This window comes from Halioglobus sp. HI00S01, from assembly GCF_001635445.1.
In the GTDB taxonomy this organism is placed as follows: domain Bacteria; phylum Pseudomonadota; class Gammaproteobacteria; order Pseudomonadales; family Halieaceae; genus Halioglobus; species Halioglobus japonicus.
On record NZ_LWEE01000051.1, the window covers coordinates 1 to 20,340 of the forward strand.

22 protein-coding genes and 1 pseudogene are annotated in these 20,340 nt (G+C 58.5%); 15 read left to right on the plus strand and 8 right to left on the minus strand.

The annotated features are described in order from the left end of the window. On the plus strand, window positions 1-609 hold a 609-nt coding region (locus A3709_RS08225; RefSeq protein WP_255359729.1), incomplete at its 5' end, for an EF-Tu/IF-2/RF-3 family GTPase. A 596-nt stretch (window positions 610-1,205) separates the two neighbouring features. On the opposite strand, the gene A3709_RS08230 is transcribed toward A3709_RS08225, so the two are convergent. Next, window positions 1,206-1,685, minus strand: coding sequence for a glutathione peroxidase (locus A3709_RS08230; protein ID WP_066052876.1), 480 nt, complete (start codon window positions 1,683-1,685; stop codon window positions 1,206-1,208). A 139-nt stretch (window positions 1,686-1,824) separates the two neighbouring features. Next, complete coding sequence (locus tag A3709_RS08235) at window positions 1,825-3,009, minus strand: fatty acid desaturase (RefSeq protein ID WP_066052879.1); 1,185 nt, start codon at window positions 3,007-3,009, stop codon at window positions 1,825-1,827. Between the two features lie 117 nt (window positions 3,010-3,126). Here A3709_RS08235 and A3709_RS08240 point away from each other — a divergent pair, with 117 nt between their 5' ends. Continuing rightward, entirely contained in the window at window positions 3,127-4,521 is a 1,395-nt protein-coding gene (locus A3709_RS08240) for an MATE family efflux transporter (protein ID WP_197484125.1), read from the plus strand. A 7-nt stretch (window positions 4,522-4,528) separates the two neighbouring features. Here the strand turns inward: A3709_RS08240 and A3709_RS08245 are convergent, their stop codons facing one another. The 4 genes from A3709_RS08245 to A3709_RS08260 form a co-directional block, all read right to left on the minus strand. Further along, window positions 4,529-4,879, minus strand: a complete 351-nt coding sequence (locus A3709_RS08245; protein WP_066052883.1) for a DUF5329 domain-containing protein — start codon at window positions 4,877-4,879, stop codon at window positions 4,529-4,531. Continuing rightward, on the minus strand, window positions 4,876-5,721 hold the full coding sequence (locus tag A3709_RS08250; RefSeq protein ID WP_066052886.1) for an endonuclease/exonuclease/phosphatase family protein: 846 nt from the start codon (window positions 5,719-5,721) through the stop codon (window positions 4,876-4,878). Before A3709_RS08250 ends, A3709_RS08245 begins: the two co-directional genes overlap by 4 nt. Before the next feature lie 82 nt (window positions 5,722-5,803). Then, window positions 5,804-7,162, minus strand: coding sequence for a glutamine synthetase family protein (locus A3709_RS08255; RefSeq protein WP_066052889.1), 1,359 nt, complete (start codon window positions 7,160-7,162; stop codon window positions 5,804-5,806). Window positions 7,163-7,257: 95 nt separating this feature from the next. Next, a complete protein-coding gene (locus tag A3709_RS08260; protein WP_066052891.1) occupies window positions 7,258-8,103 on the minus strand; it encodes a LuxR C-terminal-related transcriptional regulator in 846 nt (281 codons plus the stop codon). Window positions 8,104-8,318: 215 nt separating this feature from the next. Here A3709_RS08260 and A3709_RS08265 point away from each other — a divergent pair, with 215 nt between their 5' ends. After that, complete coding sequence (locus A3709_RS08265; RefSeq protein ID WP_066052894.1) at window positions 8,319-9,365, plus strand: AraC family transcriptional regulator; 1,047 nt, start codon at window positions 8,319-8,321, stop codon at window positions 9,363-9,365. A 6-nt stretch (window positions 9,366-9,371) separates the two neighbouring features. Here A3709_RS08265 and A3709_RS08270 read toward each other — a convergent pair whose 3' ends face one another. Together A3709_RS08270 and A3709_RS08275 are read right to left on the minus strand one after the other, a co-directional pair. Further along, entirely contained in the window at window positions 9,372-9,959 is a 588-nt protein-coding gene (locus A3709_RS08270; protein WP_369795130.1) for a lytic transglycosylase domain-containing protein, read from the minus strand. A 4-nt stretch (window positions 9,960-9,963) separates the two neighbouring features. Then, on the minus strand, window positions 9,964-11,676 hold the full coding sequence (locus A3709_RS08275; RefSeq protein ID WP_066052897.1) for a proline--tRNA ligase: 1,713 nt from the start codon (window positions 11,674-11,676) through the stop codon (window positions 9,964-9,966). 289 nt (window positions 11,677-11,965) lie between these two features. Here A3709_RS08275 and A3709_RS08280 point away from each other — a divergent pair, with 289 nt between their 5' ends. From A3709_RS08280 to A3709_RS08335, 12 genes and pseudogenes are all read left to right on the plus strand, one after another. Then, entirely contained in the window at window positions 11,966-12,421 is a 456-nt protein-coding gene (locus tag A3709_RS08280) for an HU family DNA-binding protein (protein ID WP_066052899.1), read from the plus strand. A 202-nt stretch (window positions 12,422-12,623) separates the two neighbouring features. Then, window positions 12,624-12,893 carry an FmdB family zinc ribbon protein gene (locus A3709_RS08285; RefSeq protein WP_066052902.1) on the plus strand — a complete coding sequence of 90 codons (270 nt, stop codon included), beginning with the start codon at window positions 12,624-12,626 and terminating at the stop codon, window positions 12,891-12,893. A 48-nt stretch (window positions 12,894-12,941) separates the two neighbouring features. Further along, the gene (aspS, locus tag A3709_RS08290) at window positions 12,942-14,720 is read left to right on the plus strand and encodes an aspartate--tRNA ligase (RefSeq protein ID WP_066052906.1); all 1,779 of its coding nucleotides are present in this window, start codon (window positions 12,942-12,944) and stop codon (window positions 14,718-14,720) included. Between the two features lie 32 nt (window positions 14,721-14,752). Then, a complete protein-coding gene (locus A3709_RS08295) occupies window positions 14,753-15,478 on the plus strand; it encodes a YebC/PmpR family DNA-binding transcriptional regulator (RefSeq protein WP_066052909.1) in 726 nt (241 codons plus the stop codon). A gap of 111 nt (window positions 15,479-15,589) precedes the next feature. Then, entirely contained in the window at window positions 15,590-16,108 is a 519-nt protein-coding gene (ruvC, locus tag A3709_RS08300; protein ID WP_066052932.1) for a crossover junction endodeoxyribonuclease RuvC, read from the plus strand. A gap of 15 nt (window positions 16,109-16,123) precedes the next feature. Next, window positions 16,124-16,735: a Holliday junction branch migration protein RuvA gene (ruvA, locus tag A3709_RS08305; protein WP_066052912.1), complete on the plus strand. Its 612-nt coding sequence runs from the start codon at window positions 16,124-16,126 to the stop codon at window positions 16,733-16,735. Further along, window positions 16,732-17,790 (plus strand): Holliday junction branch migration DNA helicase RuvB, encoded by a 1,059-nt coding sequence (gene ruvB / locus A3709_RS08310; protein ID WP_066052914.1) that lies wholly within the window; start codon window positions 16,732-16,734, stop codon window positions 17,788-17,790. Before ruvA ends, ruvB begins: the two co-directional genes overlap by 4 nt. Next, window positions 17,787-18,197: a tol-pal system-associated acyl-CoA thioesterase gene (gene ybgC, locus A3709_RS08315; RefSeq protein WP_066052917.1), complete on the plus strand. Its 411-nt coding sequence runs from the start codon at window positions 17,787-17,789 to the stop codon at window positions 18,195-18,197. Before ruvB ends, ybgC begins: the two co-directional genes overlap by 4 nt. Window positions 18,198-18,220: 23 nt before the next feature. After that, window positions 18,221-18,925, plus strand: coding sequence for a protein TolQ (gene tolQ, locus A3709_RS08320; protein ID WP_066052919.1), 705 nt, complete (start codon window positions 18,221-18,223; stop codon window positions 18,923-18,925). Between the two features lie 36 nt (window positions 18,926-18,961). After that, window positions 18,962-19,351, plus strand: coding sequence for a protein TolR (tolR, locus tag A3709_RS08325; RefSeq protein WP_066052922.1), 390 nt, complete (start codon window positions 18,962-18,964; stop codon window positions 19,349-19,351). After that, window positions 19,348-20,097: a cell envelope integrity protein TolA gene (tolA, locus tag A3709_RS08330; RefSeq protein WP_082849991.1), complete on the plus strand. Its 750-nt coding sequence runs from the start codon at window positions 19,348-19,350 to the stop codon at window positions 20,095-20,097. Before tolR ends, tolA begins: the two co-directional genes overlap by 4 nt. Next, window positions 20,097-20,340, plus strand: a pseudogene (locus tag A3709_RS08335) (Tol-Pal system protein TolB); the annotation flags it as partial. The gene tolA and the pseudogene A3709_RS08335, both read left to right, overlap by 1 nt.

The following is a 20,340-nucleotide window of genomic DNA, read 5'->3' on the forward strand; positions in this document are numbered from 1 at the left end:
GTAGAGACTCTGGATTCTTACATCCCTGAGCCCGAGCGTGCCGTTGACGGTGCCTTCCTGATGCCGGTTGAAGACGTATTCTCCATCTCCGGTCGCGGTACTGTAGTAACTGGTCGTGTTGAGCGTGGCATCATCAAGGTTGGTGAAGAGATCGAGATCGTTGGTATCAAGGACACTCAGACCACTACCTGTACTGGTGTTGAGATGTTCCGCAAGCTGCTGGACGAAGGTCGTGCGGGTGAGAACGTAGGTATTCTGCTGCGTGGCACCAAGCGCGACGAAGTTGAGCGTGGCCAGGTGCTGTCCAAGCCCGGTTCTGTAAACCCTCACACCAAGTTTGAAGCTGAGGTTTACATTCTGTCCAAGGAAGAAGGCGGTCGTCACACTCCTTTCTTCAAGGGCTACCGTCCGCAGTTCTACTTCCGTACTACTGACGTAACTGGTGCATGTGAACTGCCCGAAGGCGTTGAGATGGTAATGCCTGGTGACAACGTACAGATGGTTGCCACTCTGATCGCTCCGATTGCGATGGAAGATGGCCTGCGCTTCGCGATCCGTGAAGGTGGTCGTACTGTTGGCGCTGGTGTTGTAGCCAAGATCATCGAGTAATCGATATCGCGTCTGCCCTTGCCTTACGGTGAGGGCCTTAAAGAGCCCGGCCTTTGTGTCGGGCTTTCTTGTTTTGGTTTTGGCTAATCTATCCGCCACGGAACTGGCGAGGAGATTGCGTCACGACCACAAGCTCAGCTCCGATGGCTCCGGCCGGGGCGCAACTCAGAGTGGGATTGCTGCGCAATCCTCAAGCACTCTTCAAACACTCACCCCGGAAAGCTCTCCGCCCTCTCCGCTGAGCTTATGCGTGGCCTGATAGTGACGAAATCCCCTCGCCAACTCCGTGGCTCGATTCCGGCCTCAACTTGATGCTCAAAGATATCGAAGCAATGAGAGATATTTGCCGTTAAGGGCAATGGGCATGTATCCCGGGCTTCTTCATTCACCCTGATCGGAGCAGCTGTGAAGAGCGGGCCACTCCGATAGAAGCTTGATCGGAGCAAAAGTGTGGAGGTGCGGGAGAGACTTAAGCTCTTCCGAAATCGTCCGAAGGCAGGATGCCGCAGGCCGACACGCCCATGGATGGCCAGCAGTGGTTTCGGAAGAGCTTAAGTCTCTCCCGAACCGCAAAGTCAGAAAGACCCTAAAAATACTCAGGCCAACAGCGAGTCGATATCTTTCTCAATATCAGCAGGCTTGGTCGTCGGCGCATAACGCTTAACAACGTTGCCTTCGGCGTCTACAAGGAACTTGGTGAAATTCCATTTGATATTCTTGGTCAGCAACCCGGGGGCTTCATCCTTGAGGTGCTTGAACAACGGGTCAGCCCCGGAGCCATTCACTTCAATCTTGCCCATCATGGGAAACGAAACACCATAGTTGAGCTGGCAGAATTCCTGAATCTCATCGTTGCTGCCAGGGTCCTGCTTGCCGAACTGGTTACAAGGGAAGCCGATAACGGATACGCCTTTGTCTTTGTACTTTTCATAGAGCTCTTCAAGCCCCGCGAACTGAGGCGTGAAGCCGCACTTGGAAGCCGTGTTCACAATCAGCAGAACCTGGCCCTCGAATTCATTGAGTGGACGGTCGGTGCCGGCGGCGTTCTGCACGGTGAAGTCGAATACGGTGGTCATGGGAGGCATCCTCGCGGTTATCAGTGGTTGGGTGTCTAAAGTATCACAGAGCTATCGATACGCGAGATAAAGCAGGACAGATCATGGACGCAGACACAAAAAAGGGGCCTTAAGGCCCCTCGATGCATTTATGCGAGGTTTACGCGGGCTGCATCTGCGCCTGTAGCTGAATTTCCTTCATGAGGAGCTCCATGCGCTTGCGCTGCATCTTCAGCGAGTATTCCAGCTCCTTGAACTTGGTGCGCAAGGTGGCTGTTTCCCATTTCTGCTGCAGGCGGGCGCGCTTCTCGCCCAGGGCGCCACCCAGTTCGGCTTTCTTGGCTTCGTAGCGCTGCGCTTGCAGGGTTGTCCACTCGTTCACTGATTCAGTGAATTGCTGGTACTCGCGCTCAAGTTTGTCTCGCAGCGTGTCAGAGCTCTCGGTCTCGTCTAACTGGGCGCGGGCGCGCTTGAACTGAGTGTCGAGCATGGCGCGCTGAATTTTAATCTCGGGTACGCGCACCAGCTTGCTGGCCAGGCCCACGCGTGAGCAGCCGTTAATCAGCCACTTGGTGGGATCCCACTGCCACCAGCGAATGCCATTGCGGTAGTCCGTTTGGAAGATGTGGTGGTAGTTGTGGTAGCCCTCGCCGTAGGTGAGGAACGCCAGGAAACCATTGTCGCGGGCGCTGTTGGTCTCGGTATATGGGCGCGTGCCCCAGAAGTGCGCGAGCGAATTGATGAAGAAGGTAACGTGGTGGTTGACGATCAATCGGAACAGGCCGACCAGCAACAGCGTGCCGATGACGTCGCCAAGGTATAGGCCCAGCAGCAGCGGCAAGCCCACGTTCATAAAGGTAGTGAGCGCCACGTAGTGGTTGTGCTGGAACATGACCACGGAATCGCGCTGCAGGTCCTTGGCGTTGCTGAAGTCCTGCTCGTTGGTGCGGTACTCGCGCAGCATCCAGCCCATGTGGCTGAACCACAAGCCGCGGCCTGCGGAGTAGGGGTCTTGTTCATTGTCATCCACGTGACGGTGGTGACGGCGGTGATCGGAAGCCCAGATCAGGATGCTGTTTTGCAGTGCGCCAGCGCCCCACAATGCGTAGAACCACTTGAGAGCCGGGTGTGCTTCGTAGGCCTTGTGGGACCACAGGCGGTGATAGCCACCGGNGATGGACATGCCGTTCAGGTAGAGGAACGCCAGTGCCCACAGCCACTGCGCCAGGCTGTAGCCGTGATAAATACCCCATGCAGGAACTGCTAACAGTGCGATCAGGGGGAGCCCGACAAACACTGCAACATTGATCTTGTCCAGGGGGGGCTTGTTGTTGGTGTTGCTCATGGCGTTGGCCTTGGCCTCAAACGAAAAAGATTATCTATAGTAACTTCTTTACCGCGCAAAGTCCTAGCGGACTCAGTATTATGCCCAACTCTTAAATCAGCCTGAATCCGGGAGTCCATGAGCAACAAGCAGGCCGTCTTTACCAGCGGATCCACCATGCGTCATGTGCTGGTGATGACCGCTGCCAGTGCGACTGGTCTGCTGACCATGTTCGGGGTGGACATGGTCGATATGTACTTTCTGACCTTGCTGGGCGAGACCGAGCTTGCGGCGGCCGTCGGCTATGCAGGGACACTGATATTCTTCCTGGTGGCGGTAAGTATCGGCTTGCAGATCGCCCTCGGTGCGCTGGTGGCGCGGTCCGAGGGTGCGATGCGCCGCGATCTCGCCAGTCGCTACTGCAGCAGTGGCTTATTGTTCAGTTTCCTGGCGTCGGTGGTGATCAGCTTGCTGGGCTGGATCTGGCTGCGAGAACTGTTGCAACTTCTGGGCGCCGGGGGATCCACACTCGATTACGCGGTGAGCTACGCCAATATTCTGCTGCCAAATATGCCGGTGTTGGTACTGGGCATGAGTGCCGCAGCGGGTGTGAGAGCCGTGGGCGATGCGCGCCGTTCCATGTGGGCAACGGTGGCGGGGTCACTGGTGAATGCGGTGTTGGACCCCCTGTTTATCTTTACCTTTGGCTGGGGTCTGGAGGGCGCCGCCTGGGCGTCGGTGGTTGCGCGGTTAGTGGTATTCCTGGTGGCCTGGCACGCGATTTACCACGTGCACCGACTGCCGGTAAAAATCAGTTGGCAGGAGTTTGTTGAGGACCTCGGGCCGCTCATGAAGATCGCCACGCCGGCCATTCTGACCAACCTCGCGACGCCGATAGGCGGTAGCTTCGTGTTGCGCACCATGTCCCAGTTTGGTGACAGTGCGGTCGCGGGCGCGGCGATTATGGGGCGCATCACCCCGGTAGCGTTCTGCGCCATTTTCGCGCTGTCCAGCGCGGTAGGGCCTATCATTGGCCAGAACGCCGGCGCTGGCCTTTACGACAGAGTGCGTTCCACCCTGCGCGATGCCATGATTTTCAACGCCGTGTATGTGCTGTTGGTGTGGTGGTTGATGTGGCTGCTGGGTGATCTGATTGTGACGGCATTCTCCGCTTCCGACGAGGCGGCTGACCTGATTCTGTTCTACTGCAATTTCCTGACAGGTGCGTTTATTTTCAATGGCGCGCTGTTTGTGGCCAATGCCAGCTTCAATAACTTGCGCCATCCCCACTGGGCGACAGGGTTTAACTTTGGTCGCGTATTGCTGGGAACCATTCCGGCGGCTTACCTGGGGGGGCAGTGGTACGGCGCGCGCGGCGTACTGGCGGGCGAGGCGTTTGGCGCGCTGGCCTTTGGATTACTGGCTATGGTCGCGGCGTTTCGCCTCACTCATCGGCTGGAGCGTGAGCACACCCCGCTCCCGGACACGAACCAGGTGGAAGGCCTGGATACCGAGCGGCGCCCGCCGCTCTAGGTTGGGATCAGGGCTGGGCGCGATGCTCGTCTAGGGCGCGGTGCAGCCATTCACCAGAGGGTTCGGTAACGCCATCGCAAGTCACCGTATATTTCTTGCCTGTCCAGGAGCTCTCTGAGGCCAGCCGGTCGATAAACTGGTCGGCGTTGTTCACATACTTACCGCCGCGTCGATACTTGAGACGCAGATGGTCGGCGGCATCTGCCGAATTGTGTACCGTACCATTGCGCTCAAAGTCGCAGCCGCTTTGCTCCACAAATCCCAGCAGATACTGGACTTCGGGATCCGGTGTGTCCGCCTGCACCAGTGTTGCGGTAAGAGCCAGTAGCAGGGCAGCGGTAGTAGTCAGGGTTTTCATTCAATCACCAGTCGTGCGCGCAGCGCGTTGTGGTCGGAGCTTTCGACCGGAATGACTTCGGTGTGTTCGACACTGAGGCCGCGCACATAGATGTGGTCCAGCGGGCGACCAAAGAAGGTGGTGCGCTGGTCGTCCTGGAACTCGACAGCCGCGAGGCCATGGCGCGCCAGCACGCGATCTACCAGCGCCTGGCGGTCTTCGCTCCAGGTGTTAAAGTCGCCGGCCAGAATCGCAGGGCCATTGTGCCTGGCCAGCAGGCCAGCCAGGGGACGCAGCTGCTTCTCCAGGTCTTCAATGCCGAAGGTAAAATTCACCGCGTGCAGGTTAATGGCCAGCAGCCGCTCGTCACTGTCCAGCAGTGGGTGCTCGGTGACGGTGGCGGTTTTCGGGGTGCCCAGCCAGGGTTCCATGCTGCTGAAATTACACGACAGGCTCGGTGAATGTGAGCTCAAGGTCATGACGCCAGTATGCAGGCTCTCGGTGCTGTAGCCCTGGGTAAAGGCCTGGTAAATATCCCGTTCGGCGAGCTTGTCGGGAATATCCGCCTGGACGGAGGCTTCCTGTAGGAAGGCCAGGTGAACATCAGACGCCATACTGGCCAAATCTTCCGCCCAGCCTGCGTTGCTGGCCTTCTGCATGTTCCAGCTGAGAATATCCAGGTGACCGGACAGGGCCTGGCCCACCTGTGCCTCTTCCTGGCCAAGGCGCAGGCCACAGGAGTTGACCTCACGTGCCAGTGTGCGCGTATGGGTGATGCCGGCAGTGACAGCTATCGCGACGAGCAGTAGCGATAAGCGCGGCAGCCAAGCAAACCGTTTTTTGAGTAGGGCGGAACTGTTCATGACGACGAGTATTGCAGGCCGCGGCCACGGCGTACATGACCAGGGGCGCCAGAGTTGCAGTTATCTGGCGCCCACGGCCGTGTCACAGGCGTTCAAGGTAGGTGAGGTATTCTAGGTCGGTGATTCTGCGCCGAAATTCAGCGATTTCCTGGGATTTGGTGAGGGTATAAATGCGTTGCAGCTCTTCGCCCAGTGAGTTGCGAATAAAATCGGATTCACTGAACAACTGTACCGCGTCCGGCATGTAAACCGGCAGTGCGGCTTCTTCCTGGGCATAGCCGTCGCCGCTGATGGGGTCGCCTGGCGAGAGATTTTCACGAATACCTTCAAGCATGCCCGATAGGATGACGGCAAATAACAGATACGGGTTGGTGTCGGCGCCGGCCACCCTGTGCTCGAGGCGCCGCGCGGTCGGGCTGCCCGCAGGTACACGCACAGCTACCGTCCGGTTTTCGTAGCCCCAGCTGGGGTAGGTGGGCGCATGACACCCTTTCTGGAAACGCCGGTAAGCATTGTAGGAGGGGGCAAATATCGCCACCGATTCGGCCATATAGGTCAGGCATCCCGCGATGGCGTTTAGTAGCAGAGGGGTGCCTTTGTCGCTGCCATCGTCAAAGATGTTAAGGCCCTTTTCGTCCAGCACACTGCAGTGGACGTGCATGCCGTTGCCGGCTTCCTCCTCGAAGGGCTTGGCCATAAAGCTGGCGATGAGTCCGTGTTTGGCGGCCACGCCCTTGATCAGGCGCTTCATCATGATGATCTGGCGTGCGGCGAGCACCGGATCGCTCACGTGCTGCATGTTGACTTCGTACTGGGAGGGGGCGGATTCCTTGACCACGCCGTCGAAGGGCAGGTCCTGGGCTTCGCACGCGGTGCGCAGGTCTTCCATCATTACCCGGTGCTCGTTCAGAACATCCAGGCCATAAGTGTTGCCGCCAATGGGACTGCTACTCGCCGGCACAGGGCAGGTGTGGTCGGGCAGGGTCGCGCCGTTGCCGGTGGCGTTCAGGGTGACCAGGCTGAATTCCAGCTCCGCGGCAATGACCGGGCGCCAGCCAGAGGCGTGAAAGCGTTCCACCACGCGGGCCAGTACATGAGCGGGGTCGCCCATGTAGGGTGATCCGTTCAGGTCGTACATGGCCAGCATGACCTGTCCGCGCTCGCCCCCTGGTGACCAGGGGGCCGGTAACAGCGTGCCTTCGATGGGGCGGCACAGTCCGTCGGCATCGCCCGTGCTGAACACCAGTTCTTCGACGTCTCGTCCCCAAATATCCAGGCTAAGGGCGGTTTTGGGCAGTTTGAGCTCACCGCCAAATACCTTGCCCAGTTTGGGCCTTGGGATCCATTTGCCGCGCATCACACCGTTGCAGTCGGGCAGGATTGCCTCGACGGTGGTGATTTCCGGGTGGGCGCGCAGGAACCAGTCTACTTCGACTGACATGGGTTGTGATCCGAGTGAAGTTAGCGGTCACTATTGCTCTAGCGGGCGTGGAGCTCAATGCCCTGCTTGGGGCAGGGCAGGGTGTACAGAATGGTCTAGCGGGGCGCCATGTAAATGCTGAGCGGGTCGCGCGAGCCGGCCTCGCCTACGCAGGACATGGCGTTGAGGAACAGTGAGAACAGGTCGGTCTGCGAGCTGACATCCAGTTTGCGATAAATGCTTTTGCGGTGCCTGCGCACGGTTTCCACCGCAATGTCGAGACGGGCGGCAGATGTGTCGGTGCCGTAGCCACGCAGCATGAGCTCCAGGACATCCTTCTCTCGCGGTGACAGGAGGGAGGAGCCAAAGGTTTTGAAGGCCTGGTTGATCTGGTGATCGATGCCGGGCTGGATGAGGTGCTCCGCAGCGAATTTGCGGTGTTGGCTCTGGGTTTTTAGCAGCTCCGAGACAGGTTCCGCCAATAGGTACAGCGCCTCGTATTCATCGTCAGTGAAGGGGCCTTGGTGGGATAGACGCATCACACACAGGTTGATGACAATACCTTCGCCCAGAGTGGTCAGATACACCACTTCATCGACGGTGCCGGTGTGGGCGTAGTAGTCGGTGTAGTAGTTGGTCTCTTCCAGCTTGCCTAGAGCAACACGCGACAGACGGTAAATCTTGGAGCGCGGTTGCTGCATGGACGTCTGGTAAAAGGGGTCTTCCTGGTAGGGGCCATCCAGGTATTCATCGACCTGGCTGGCCAGGGCCGACGGTGGAATCTCGTGGTACAGCAGCTGGGGTGGTACGTTGCGGCGGTAAAGCCATACCTGGGGGTAGTCGAACCTGACCTGGTGACTTATGGCTTCGATCAGGCAGGGGAAAAACTGCGGGGTGCCAAGGGCCGCGATGGCTTTGGATAGATCCCGGTTCCAGCGGCTGATCTGTTCGAGATTTGTCATGTGTTGACGCTTTGGTGTCTATCACGTGGAAGTAACCCATATTGGTCAGGGGGCCGGCGGGCTGTCAATGTTGGAATGGACGAAAGTGGCAAAAGTCGTACTAGCGAATACCGGGGCGACAGAATTTGAACTGGACCAGAATTCTCGGCAGGGACCCTTTCGCTTGATACGCGGTCTCAGGATATACTTTCGTCACACATTTGCGGGAGGAGGCTTTGGTTAAGCAACTGGTCGATTCTGACTTTTATAATGAAGCGGTGCCTATTGAGTTCACCCGGGCCCTGCTTGCCCAGGCGAAAAACTACGGCGCGGATGTCACTGCACTGCTGGAAGCAGCCCGGTTCCCCTTTGATCCCCTCACTCAGCACGCCCAGACAGTATTTGTGTCCCGCGAGCAATACAGCCGCCTGTGTTTGCAGTTAATCCAGGTCTTGGGAGATGAATCTGGCGGTGTCATGCCTGACGTTCGCACGCCCGTTGGAACGACGCGGCTGATATTGTTGAGCATGTTGAACAGTTCGAACCTGTCTGCAGCACTGCGCCGGGGTATCGAATTTAATGCCACTTGCCGTATTCGCCAGGGCGCGAAAGTGGTCAATGGCCTGGTGGTGGATGCTGAAGGCCGTGACGCTACGCTGACCTACCTGTGTGAAGACGACCCCCTGGAGCATCAACACAGTGTGCTCTGCAATCTGGCAATGTGGTTGCGCTTCAGTGGCTGGTTGATCGGCCAGCATGTCGACATTGTCAGTGCGACCTGTGCCGGCCCCGAACCGGAGTTTAATGCGGGACTGCGACACTTTTTCCCCTGCCCGGTGGAATTCAACGGCACCGCAAACGCGGTGAGTTTCAGCGCTCGTCATCTTGAAGCAGAGCTAATCCGCAATGAGGCAGATTTGCGCCACTTCCTGAAATTGGCGCCGTACCACATTGTCATTGAGCCGGAGCCAAGTGAGGTCAGCGTGACCCAGCGCATTCGCGGAATTCTCGGCGATGATTTTCGCGAGGAAATGCCCAGCTTCGAAGATCTCACAGGGCTGCTGAACATGTCGGCGCGTACTCTACGTCGACGCCTGGAAAAAGAGGGCACCTCCTACCAGCGCATCAAGGACAACGCCCGCCGCGATGCAGCGATTTCGCTGTTGAGTCGCGATGGATTAACGGTTTCTGAAGTGGCTGAGCGGGTGGGCTTCTCGGATCCTTCCGCCTTTCATCGCTCGTTCAAGAAGTGGACCGGGCAGTCGCCGGGGTCCTACCGCTAGCGATCGCTAGTCGGCCCAGTTGAGCGGATCTGTGCGCCAGTGCGATTGCCAGGCGCGATATACCTTGTTGGAGTACGTGCGCCGGCCAACGCTGCCGTTGTAGCGGGCTAGCGCCTTGTGCAGGTGGCCTTTTTCACGCTGCAGGTAAAATTGCAGAATGCGCGTTCCATACGAGAAGTTGGTGATATTGTCGGTAAGGTTGTCGTCGGGGCGGCCGATCTCGTCTTTCCAGAACGGCATGACCTGCATCATTCCCTGGGCGCCTACCCGTGACACGGCAAACCGGTCAAAGTGGGATTCCACTTCAATCACTGACAATACCAGCTCCGGCGGCAGGTTGGCCTGGACCGAGGCTGCGTGTATCTGCTGGAGAATCTCCAAACGGTATTCCGGGTCTTTGACGTATCTCGCCAGCCGCGCAGACATGTCTACCAGCCACACCTCGGCATCGTATTTGTCGTCGAAGGACTGGGCCGAGTTGATCGTGGAATCCAGAAAATCGCGCAACTCAGCGCGCTCCTGATCGTCAGCGGGCTGGCTGAGGCCGGCTGAGGACCACAGTAAAGTCGCAACCAGCAGGAGATGGTGCAGCAAGGGATTAGCCTGTCAGCTGCGCAGTGATGAACTCGACAATCTGCTCACGCGGGATGAGTTGCGAGTCGTCATCACGGCGGCCTTTGTACTCGATGTTGCCCTCTTTGAGTGCACGATCACCAATGACAATGCGATGGGGAATGCCGATCAGTTCCATGTCGGCAAATTTCACCCCTGGGCGCTCGTTGCGATCGTCCATCAGGACATCGACGCCCTGGGCCTTCAGCGTTGCGTAGAGTTCCTCTGCGCAGGCGGCGACCTCTTCCGACTTCTGCATATTCAGGGGCACAATGGCGAGCTGGAAGGGGGCCATGGCCGCCGGCCAGATGATGCCCTTGTCGTCGTGATTCTGTTCGATCGCCGAGGCCACAACCCGGCTCACGCCGATGCCGTAACAGCCCATGGTCATAGTGACATTGCGGCCGGTATCGTCGAGTACCTGGGCCTTCATGGCATCGCTGTACTTCGTGCCCAGTTGGAAGATGTGGCCAACCTCGATGCCGCGTTTGATTTGCAACGTGCCCTGGCCGTCCGGGCTGAGGTCGCCCTCCACGACTTCGCGGAGGTCTTCCACTCGGCCTAGGGGGCAATCGCGCTCCCAGTTGGCACCGGTATAGTGGAAGCCGTCTTTGTTGGCACCACAGCTGAAGTCCGCCAGTGCGGCGGCGCTGCGGTCGACGATGACATTGATATTCATGCCTACCGGGCCCAGGGAGCCAAAGCCGGCGCCACAGGCTGCGCGCACGGCTTCTTCATCGGCCATGCACAGCGGCGATGCAATGCCACTCAGCTTTTCTACCTTGATGCCATTGAGTTGGTGATCGCCGCGCAACACCAGGGCGACTAGCTGGCCCTCCTCCTCGCCGTGAACAACCAGGGTTTTCACCGACGTGTTGGCTTCGATCTCGAGGAAGGTGCAGAGGTCCTCAATAGTTTTTACACCAGGGGTGGCTACTTCTGTGAGCTCCGCGGCAGGGGCAGGGCGGTCGCCGGCAGGGGCCACTGCCTCGGCCATTTCTACGTTGGCGGCGTAGTCACTGCTGTCGGAGAATGCGATGTCGTCTTCGCCGGAGTTGGCCAGCACGTGGAATTCATGGGAGGCGCTGCCGCCAATGGAACCCGTGTCGGCGATGACGGGGCGGAAATCCAGGCCCAGGCGCGTAAATATCGCGCTGTAGGCCTGGTGCATAACCTGGTAGGTGTCTTCCAGTGAGGGTTGGTCCACGTGGAAAGAGTAGGCGTCTTTCATCAGGAACTCGCGCGAGCGCATGATGCCGAAACGGGGCCGGATCTCGTCGCGCACCTTGGTCTGGATCTGGTACATGTTGATCGGCAGCTGTTTGTAGCTCTTGATTTCATTGCGGATCAGGTCGGTGATGACTTCCTCGTGCGTGGGGCCAAGGCAGAAATCGCGCTCGTGCCGGTCGTGGATGCGCAATAGTTCAGGGCCGTACTGTTCCCAGCGACCCGATTCTTCCCACAGTTCTGCCGGTTGCACGACCGGCATACTGACTTCCTGGGCGCCCGCGCCGTCCATTTCTTCGCGCACAATATTCTCTACCTTACGCAGCACACGCAGGCCGAGGGGGAGCCAGGTGTAGAGGCCGGATGCGAGCTTACGAATCAGTCCGGCGCGGAGCATGAGCTGGTGGCTGATGACCTCAGCGTCGGCGGGTGTTTCTTTCTGGGTGGCGATCAGGAAGTTGCTGGTGCGCATTGTGGTTCCAAATTGGGAATAACGATAAGGGCGCCTATTTTAATGGGCATGTGAGTATCGGTAAACGGTGGTTGTTGTGCACTTTTTTCGGGCATTTGTCAGGTGAAGTTGCGTCCGGGACTGCAATATAAGGGTTTTTTTGCCCTCGATGTGCAAAAACACTTGTATTGCAGTATTTTCTGCATTATACATTTGTACGTGGCTTGTTGTTGCCGCCCAACTGTAAGGGACGCGGAACGGCTCGGCACAAACCTGAAACAACTCACTATTAGGGAAGGTCGAAAATAACATGGCGACTAAGAAAGCAGCAGCGAAGAAAAAGGCTCCGGCCAAGAAAAAGGTAGCGGCTAAGAAAGCTCCAGCGAAGAAAAAAGCAGCAGCGAAGAAAGCCCCTGCCAAAAAGGCAGCAGCTCCCGCGCGTAAGGCAACTGCGCTGAAGGAGAAAATGACCAAGAGCCAGATCGTTGCGAGCCTCGCGGAAAGCACTGATCTGAGCAAGAAGCAGGTTAATGCCGTTCTGGATGAACTGAATGTGCTGATCGAGCGCTCTATTAAGAAGCGTTCCGTTGGTGAATTCACTATTCCTGGTGTGATGAAGATCACCACTGTGAAGAAGCCCGCCCGCAAAGCGCGCAAGGGTATCAACCCCTTCACTGGTGAAGAGACGACCTTCAAGGCGAAGCCTGCCAGCATTGCTGTCAAGATCCGCCCGCTGAAGAAATTGAAGGAATACGCCGCTTCCTAAGCAGCTTTTCCTGAGTCGACCGGCCCGCTGCGCTATCGGGCCGGTTGATTTGCCCCAACCCATCGCCGCGCTCTGACGAGTGCAGGGTTTTTTTACCCCCGGCGAACCTTCCTCCCCGAGCTTGGCCTTCCAAGTTGCTTGGGTTAAAATCCGCGCCTCAAAATTTCTCTCCAAGTGATTGATAGTTGGTGGATTGAGCCCCATGCCGATTTACGAGTACCAATGCCAGAAATGTGGCAACGAACTTGAGGCGCTGCAGAAGATCAGCGATGCGCCCCTGGTTGATTGCCCCGAATGCCATGCGCCCGAGCTCAAAAAGAAGGTGAGCGCGGCCGCTTTTCGGCTGAAAGGTGGTGGTTGGTATGAGACCGATTTCAAAACCGGCAGCAAAAAGAACCTCCATGGGGGTTCGGAAAGCTCATCTTCCAGCGATTCTTCGAGCTCCGCGAGCGAAAGCAAGAAGTCAGCCTGATCGCCCGGCAATAAGCCGGAGCGAATAGCCAAAATACGGAATTTTATTATGCGCAGTCATTATTGTGGCGTTCTGTCCACTGCCAACATCGACGAGACCGTCACTATTTGTGGATGGGTTGATCGCCGCCGCGACCATGGCGGGGTGATTTTTCTCGATATGCGCGACCGCGATGGCATTGTTCAGGTGGTATTTGACCCGGACACCGAAGAGCACTTTGAGCGCGCGGACCGGGTTCGCAGTGAATATGTGTTGAAAATTACCGGCCGGGTACGCGCCCGCGGTGAAGGTACCGTTAACCCTGCGATGGCCACCGGTGAGATCGAAATTCTGGGTAAGGAGCTCGAGATTCTCAATACCGCAGCTACGCCCCCCTTCCAGCTGGATGAGCACACCGCGGTGGGCGAGGAAGTCCGTCTGCGATATCGCTATATGGACCTGCGCCGCCAGGAAATGCAGGACAAGCTGATCAAGCGCTCGAAAATCACCTCGGCGATCCGTAACTTCCTCGACAGCGAGGGCTTCCTGGATATCGAAACCCCGATTCTGACCCGGGCGACCCCGGAAGGTGCCCGCGACTACCTGGTGCCGAGCCGCACCCATCCTAGGCAGTTTTTCGCTCTGCCCCAGTCACCTCAACTGTTCAAGCAGCTGCTGATGGTGTCTGGATTCGACCGTTACTATCAGGTGGCCAAGTGCTTCCGCGACGAAGATCTGCGCGCCGACCGTCAGCCTGAGTTCACTCAGATTGATATCGAGACATCCTTCCTCGGCGAGGAAGAGATTATGGCAATCACCGAGCGCATGGTGCGCGAACTGTTCAAGTCGACCCTGGATGTCGATCTGCCCGAGTTCCCCCACATGCCATACTCCGAGGCTATGGAGCGCTATGGCTCGGACAAGCCGGACCTGCGTATCGACATGGAACTCGTGTCCGTTGATGACCTCATGCAGCAGGTCGACTTCAAGGTCTTCCGCGGTCCCGCGGACGATGAAGCCGGCCGTGTTGCCGCTTTGAAAGTGCCCGGCGGTGCCAAGATCAGCCGCAAGGAAATCGACGACTACACCAAGTATGTTTCGATCTTCGGTGCCAAGGGCCTTGCCTGGATCAAGGTAAATGACCTGGCGGCCGGGGTTGAGGGCCTGCAGGCGCCCATTCTCAAGTTCATGCCCGATGAAGTGGTTATGGAGATGATGGAGCGTCTCGGCGCTGCAGACGGCGATATCATCTTCTTCGGTGCAGACAAGGCCAATGTCGTCAACGAGGCAATCGGTGCGCTGCGCATCAAGGTGGCCGAGGATCTCGGTCTGGTGCGTGAAGGCTGGGCACCCCTCTGGGTGGTTGACTTCCCGATGTTCGAAGACGATGGCAATAGTGGTCTGACTCCGCTGCACCACCCCTTCACTGCGCCTTCCTGCAGTGTCGAGGAGCTGGAAGCCAACCCCGCCGGCGCGCTGTCGCGTGCCTATGACATGGTGCTGAATGGCTGTGAACTCGGCGGCGGCAGTGTCCGTATCCACGAGCGCGAGATGCAGCAAGCGGTTTTCCGCATTCTGGAGATAAGCGACGAGGAGGCCAATGAGAAATTTGGCTTCCTGCTTCAGGCCCTGCAATACGGTGCACCGCCCCACGGTGGCCTCGCCTTTGGCCTGGACCGCATGGTGATGTTGATGACCGATTCGGCATCCATTCGCGATGTAATCGCCTTCCCCAAAACCCAGACAGCGGCCTGTGTGATGACCGACGCGCCTGGCGAGGTGAATGCCCAGCAGCTGCGTGAACTGAATATTCGTCTGCGCCAGAAGGCAGAAGGCGAGGGCGCCTGAGCCTTCTCTAGGCGCCAGCGCGGAGTTCAGCCATGGCAGGCCACAGTAAATGGGCCAATATCAAGCATCGCAAGGCGGCTCAGGACGCCAAGCGCGGCAAGGTATTCACCAAGCTGATCCGTGAGCTCGTCGTGGCCGCCAAGCAGGGCGGCCCCCATCCCGAAGATAATCCCCGCCTGCGCGCGGCGGTCGAAAAAGCCCTGGGTGCCAATATGACCCGGGACACCATCGACCGCGCTATCGCCCGTGGCGCCGGAACTAACGAAGCCGACAATATGGAGGAGCTGACCTACGAAGGTTACGCTCCCGGCGGTGTCGCGGTACTGGTTGAGGTGATGACAGACAACCGCAACCGTACCGTGGCCGAAGTGCGCCATGCGTTTACCAAACGCGGCGGTAATCTGGGCACCGATGGCTCGGTTGCCTATCTCTTTTCCCGGGTCGGTCAGATCGGGTTTGCCCCTGGGGCTGACGAAGAACAGGTCATGGAAGTGGCCCTGGAAGCCGGTGCGGAAGATATCACTGCTCACGAGGATGGGTCTCTGGATGTGACTACTCCCTGGGAGGAATTCGGCACCGTCAAAATGGCGCTGGAAGCGGCCGGCCTCAAGCCCGCAGGCGGCGAAGTGACCATGATCGCCTCCACCACCGTGCCCATGGCAGACGCCGGCAGCGCCGAATCCATCCTCGCCCTCATCGACGCCCTCGAAGACCTCGACGACGTCCAGAACGTCTACACCAACGCCGACATCTACTAATACCCCAGGGTGCCTGAGAAATTTGGGGTCTGACCCCGGGTGACGGGGTGGGGAGATGCCTGTATATTTGTACAGAATAATGACATTGGTGGGGTGGCGCGGGGCGAAGCGATGGCGCTGATCATGGGAATCGATCCGGGGTCGCGGAAAACGGGCTTCGGAATCATCAATTATGTGACCGGTAAGGCTGAATACGTGACGTCGGGTGTGATTAAGCTACCCGAGGGCGATATCGCGCCTCGGCTCAAGATCATCTACGACAGTGTGACTGAGTTGGTTGAGCTTTACGGGCCGGCAACGCTGGCGATTGAGCAGGTTTTCATGGGGAAGAGTGCCGGCTCTGCCCTCAAACTGGGGCAGGCCAGGGGCGCGGCGATTGTTGCCTGCGCGGCCCAGGAGATGGATGTGTTTGAGTACTCGGCCCGGCAAGTCAAGCAGTCTGTGGTCGGTACTGGCGCGGCAGATAAGGGGCAGGTGCAGCACATGGTGAAAGTGCTGCTAAAACTGCCTGCTGAGCCCGCCGAGGATGCCGCGGACGCGTTGGCCGCTGCCCTGTGTCACGCGCACACACAACAGAGTATGATCAACATGGCTGGCGCCACTTCTGTGCGCCGGCGCCGGATACGTTAAGGGGATCGGCCCTCCATGATAGGTAGAATTCGGGGTACGCTGGCTGCCAAACAGCCACCGGATATTCTGGTGGATGTCGGTGGTGTCGGCTACGAGCTGCAGGTGCCCATGACCACCCTGTTCCAGTTGCCCGAGCTGGGGGCGCAGGTGACACTGCTCACGCATTTTGTGGTGCGCGAGGACGCCCAGCTGCTGTATGGCTTCATCGATGAGCGCGATCGTGAACTGTTCCGCCAATTAATCAAAGTGAACCGGGTCGGCCCCAAGCTGGCCCTGACCATTCTCTCGGGTATGGATGCCAAAAGCTTTATTGGCTGCGTGCAGCGCGACGATATTTCCGGCCTGTCGGCCCTGCCCGGGGTGGGCAAAAAGACCGCCGAGCGCCTGTTGATTGAGATGCGCGACAAGCTCAAGGACTGGCTCGGCGAGATGGAAGCCGGCGGGTCCGCCGGTGGCGCTCTGATCGAACCGGTGGCCGATATGGTCGCCGACGCCGAGGGCGCGCTAATTGCCCTTGGGTATAAGCCGGCCGAGGCGGCCAAGGTGGTTGCCGCAGTGAACGATGACTCCATTGCGGATTCGGAAGAGCTGATCCGCCGTGCCCTGAAATCGATGGTGAGCGGATGATAGAAACCGACCGCCTGATCGCCCCGGAGCCTGAAGGCCCCCGGGAGGATGCCCTCGATCGCGCTATTCGCCCGAAATCGCTGGATGAATACGTCGGCCAGAAGGCTGTTCGCGAGCAGATGAGTATATTTCTGCAGGCGGCCAAAGGCCGCGGTGAGCCGCTCGACCACACCCTGATTTTTGGCCCGCCCGGGCTGGGCAAAACCACGCTGGCGAGCATTATTGCCAACGAGATGGGCGTGTCCCTTAAAACGACTTCAGGACCGGTGCTGGAGAAGGCCGGTGATATCGCTGCGCTGATGACCAACCTCGAGCCCGGCGACGTCTTGTTTATCGATGAGATACATCGCCTCAGCCCCTTCGTAGAGGAAGTGTTGTATCCGGCCATGGAGGACTACCAGCTCGACATTATGATCGGGGAAGGCCCCGCGGCCCGCTCGATCAAGCTCGACCTGCCTCCCTTCACCCTGATCGGTGCCACCACGCGCGCGGGATTGCTTACCTCACCGTTGCGCGATCGTTTCGGTATCGTGCAGCGCCTTGAGTTCTATGAGGTAGCCGACCTTGCACATATTGTGGAGCGCTCGGCGCGCATTCTCGGTATGGGCATCGACAAGCAGGGCGCCACCGAAATTGCGCGCCGCTCCCGGGGCACGCCCCGAATTGCCAATCGCCTGTTGCGCCGGGTCCGCGATTACGCGGAAGTGAAGGCTGATGGCCATATTGGCGCTGAAGTCGCTGACCGCGCGCTGGATATGCTCAGCGTTGACCAGCAGGGCTTTGATCACCAGGATCGCCGCCTGCTCCTCGCCATGATTGAGAAGTTCGATGGCGGTCCGGTGGGGGTCGATAGCCTGGCTGCGGCCATTTCCGAGGAGCGCGGGACGATTGAAGATGTGCTCGAACCCTACCTGATTCAGCAGGGATATGTGGTGCGCACACCCCGCGGCCGAGTGGTGACGCGCAACGCCTACCTGCATTTCGGGCTGCCTCAGCCCAGGCCAGGTGAGGCGGGCAATTTGTCGCTGGATCTAGATGGCGGGCAGGAAGAGTGACGTCTGGCCCGGAATTTTCTCTGCCGCTACGTGTCTACATTGAAGATACGGATGCCGGTGGTATTGTCTATTACGTCAATTATCTCAAATTTATGGAGCGCGCTCGCACGGAGTTCATGCGGGCGATGGGCTACGGCAAAGATTACATATTCAATAACGATCTGATGTTCGTGGTGCGCAATGTGGCGGTAGAATACCGGGCACCTGCCAAGTTGGACGATGAATTGATCGCCACGGCAGAGCTCACTGAGTTGGGCGGGGCCTCGATGACCTTTGCCCAGCGAGTATTGCGCGGCGACGAAGTGCTTGCCGGTGGCGACATTCGCATCGCATGCGTAGACAGCACTTCGGTCAAACCGCGCCGTATACCCCGGGATATGGTGGCAGGCCTGTCCGGGGCAGAATGACATAACGCAAAAGGGGAGCCCTCTTGGAAGAGCAACTTAGCCTGATAGACCTCATTCTACACGCCAGTTTCACCGTGCAGGTGGTCATGGCAATGCTGGTCATGGCCTCAATTCTGTCCTGGTACATGATCGTCCAGCGCTATATTTACTTCCGTAATGCGCGCGAGGAAATGTACAGCTTCGAGGAGCGTTTCTGGTCGGGTATCGATCTCTCCCAGCTCTATCGCGAAGGGAACGAAAAGGCCTCCGACGGGCATGCCATTCTGGGTATGGAGAGTATTTTCAGGGCGGGCTTCAAGGAGTTTTCGCGCCTGGCCCAGCAAAAGGAAATGGACTCCGAGGCCATTCTGGAGGGTTCACGGCGCGCCATGCGTGTGGCGGTATTGCGTGAGGAAGAACGTCTCGAGCGTCACCTGGCGTTTCTGGCTTCTGTGGGTTCCACCAGCCCATATATCGGTCTGTTTGGCACCGTTTGGGGCATTATGCATTCCTTCCGCGGCCTGGCCAATGCTACCCAGGCAACGCTTGCCACAGTGGCGCCGGGTATCTCCGAGGCGCTGGTTGCAACCGCCATGGGCCTGTTTGCCGCGATCCCTGCGGTACTCGCCTACAACCGTTTTGCCGCCAAGGTAGAGGTGTTCAGTAACCGCTATGACACTTTCGTAGATGAGTTCTCCAGTATCCTCTACCGCCAGGCGTACGCACTGCGCGCCCGTCAGGGAGGCTGATCTACCGTGAGCAGAGCCCGCGGCAAGCGCAAACCCATGGCAGAGATCAACGTCGTGCCGTATATCGATGTGATGCTTGTATTGCTGATTATCTTCATGGTCACGGCGCCCATGCTGATGCAGGGGGTGAAAGTTGATCTGCCCGAGGCCGCCGCGGACCCTGTTGAAAATCAGGACAGCGAGCCGTTAATCGTATCCGTGGATGCCAGTGGCCAGCTGTTTCTGAACCTGGGCCAGGAGAAGCAGGTGCTTGCGCTGGCCACCATCAAGGATCGGGTGTCTAAAGTGATCAAGCGCAACCCGGATAAGCCCGTGCTTATCTGGGGTGACGAGGCTGTCCCTTACGGTGAGGTTGTGACGGTGATGGTGGCCCTGCAACAGGCCGGTGCGCCCAGTGTCGGCCTGGTAACCGAGAACCCGCAGTGAGCACTGACTCCGTCTATGCCAAGCCCGTGGCGCCGCGCATTGTGGTGCGCCCGGCCATGGCAAGCATCGCCCTGCATGCGATGATCCTGGCATTTATGTTGTGGAACTGGTCGAGCCCGATGGAAACCAAAACCATCGAGGCCAAGGCACCGCCGAAAGTAATTAATGCCCGCCTGGTGGATGCCAGTGAGTTGATCGCCAAACCCAAGCCGAAACCGGTGGCCAAGCCGAAACCCAAACCCAAGCCGGTGGCCAAGCCCAAGCCCAAGCCAAAGCCCGCGCCACCCAAGCCCAAGCCACAGCCCAAGGTAGAGCCAAAGCCGGAACCCAAGCCCGAGCCCCGCATTACCGAAGAGGAACTCGCTGCCATCGCTCGCGCGGATCTGGCCCGTGCCATGGCCGAGGAAGAGGAAGTGCTCGCGGCAGAGGCGGCCGTGACGGCCGATGAAATGGCCGCCAGCTATGCCGCCCTGATTCAGCGCACAGTCATTAATTACTGGAGCCGCCCCCCGAGTGCTCGCAACGGTATGGAGGCGGTGTTGATTGTGCAGTTGGTGCCCACCGGTGAAGTGGTCAGCGTGCGCCTTGAGCGCAGCAGTGGTAACAGCGCTTTTGATCGCTCCGCGATGAATGCAGTAGAAAAGGCCGGCAGCTTTCCCGAGCTCAAGAATCTGCCCGCCAATGAATTTGAGAAAAACTTCAGGCGCTTCCGCCTGTTATTCAGACCCGAGGACTTAAGATACTGATGAAACGGCTGGTATTGGCTCTGGCGCCCGTGCTTCTGGCACTGATGGCGTTGAATGCACGGGCTCAACTTACAATTGAAATAACCCAGGGTGTGGATGATCCCACCGCGATTGCAGTGGTGCCCTTTGCCTGGGGGGGCCCTGGCCCGGCGCCGGAAGATATTGCCTGGGTCGTGGACAGTGATCTCGCACGCAGCGGCCAGTTCGCACCGGTGGGCCGCGCCGAGATGCTGGGGCGCCCCA

Coding starts and splice junctions, on each gene's coding strand:
- A3709_RS08230 (WP_066052876.1), bottom strand. CDS start 1,685: ATGACCACCGTATTCGACTTCACCGTGCAGAACGCCGCCGGCACCGAC.
- A3709_RS08240 (WP_197484125.1), top strand. CDS start 3,127: ATGAGCAACAAGCAGGCCGTCTTTACCAGCGGATCCACCATGCGTCAT.
- A3709_RS08245 (WP_066052883.1), bottom strand. CDS start 4,879: ATGAAAACCCTGACTACTACCGCTGCCCTGCTACTGGCTCTTACCGCA.
- A3709_RS08250 (WP_066052886.1), bottom strand. CDS start 5,721: ATGAACAGTTCCGCCCTACTCAAAAAACGGTTTGCTTGGCTGCCGCGC.
- A3709_RS08255 (WP_066052889.1), bottom strand. CDS start 7,162: ATGTCAGTCGAAGTAGACTGGTTCCTGCGCGCCCACCCGGAAATCACC.
- A3709_RS08260 (WP_066052891.1), bottom strand. CDS start 8,103: ATGACAAATCTCGAACAGATCAGCCGCTGGAACCGGGATCTATCCAAA.
- A3709_RS08275 (WP_066052897.1), bottom strand. CDS start 11,676: ATGCGCACCAGCAACTTCCTGATCGCCACCCAGAAAGAAACACCCGCC.
- A3709_RS08280 (WP_066052899.1), top strand. CDS start 11,966: ATGGCGACTAAGAAAGCAGCAGCGAAGAAAAAGGCTCCGGCCAAGAAA.
- A3709_RS08285 (WP_066052902.1), top strand. CDS start 12,624: ATGCCGATTTACGAGTACCAATGCCAGAAATGTGGCAACGAACTTGAG.
- aspS (WP_066052906.1), top strand. CDS start 12,942: ATGCGCAGTCATTATTGTGGCGTTCTGTCCACTGCCAACATCGACGAG.
- A3709_RS08295 (WP_066052909.1), top strand. CDS start 14,753: ATGGCAGGCCACAGTAAATGGGCCAATATCAAGCATCGCAAGGCGGCT.
- ruvC (WP_066052932.1), top strand. CDS start 15,590: ATGGCGCTGATCATGGGAATCGATCCGGGGTCGCGGAAAACGGGCTTC.
- ruvA (WP_066052912.1), top strand. CDS start 16,124: ATGATAGGTAGAATTCGGGGTACGCTGGCTGCCAAACAGCCACCGGAT.
- ruvB (WP_066052914.1), top strand. CDS start 16,732: ATGATAGAAACCGACCGCCTGATCGCCCCGGAGCCTGAAGGCCCCCGG.
- tolR (WP_066052922.1), top strand. CDS start 18,962: ATGGCAGAGATCAACGTCGTGCCGTATATCGATGTGATGCTTGTATTG.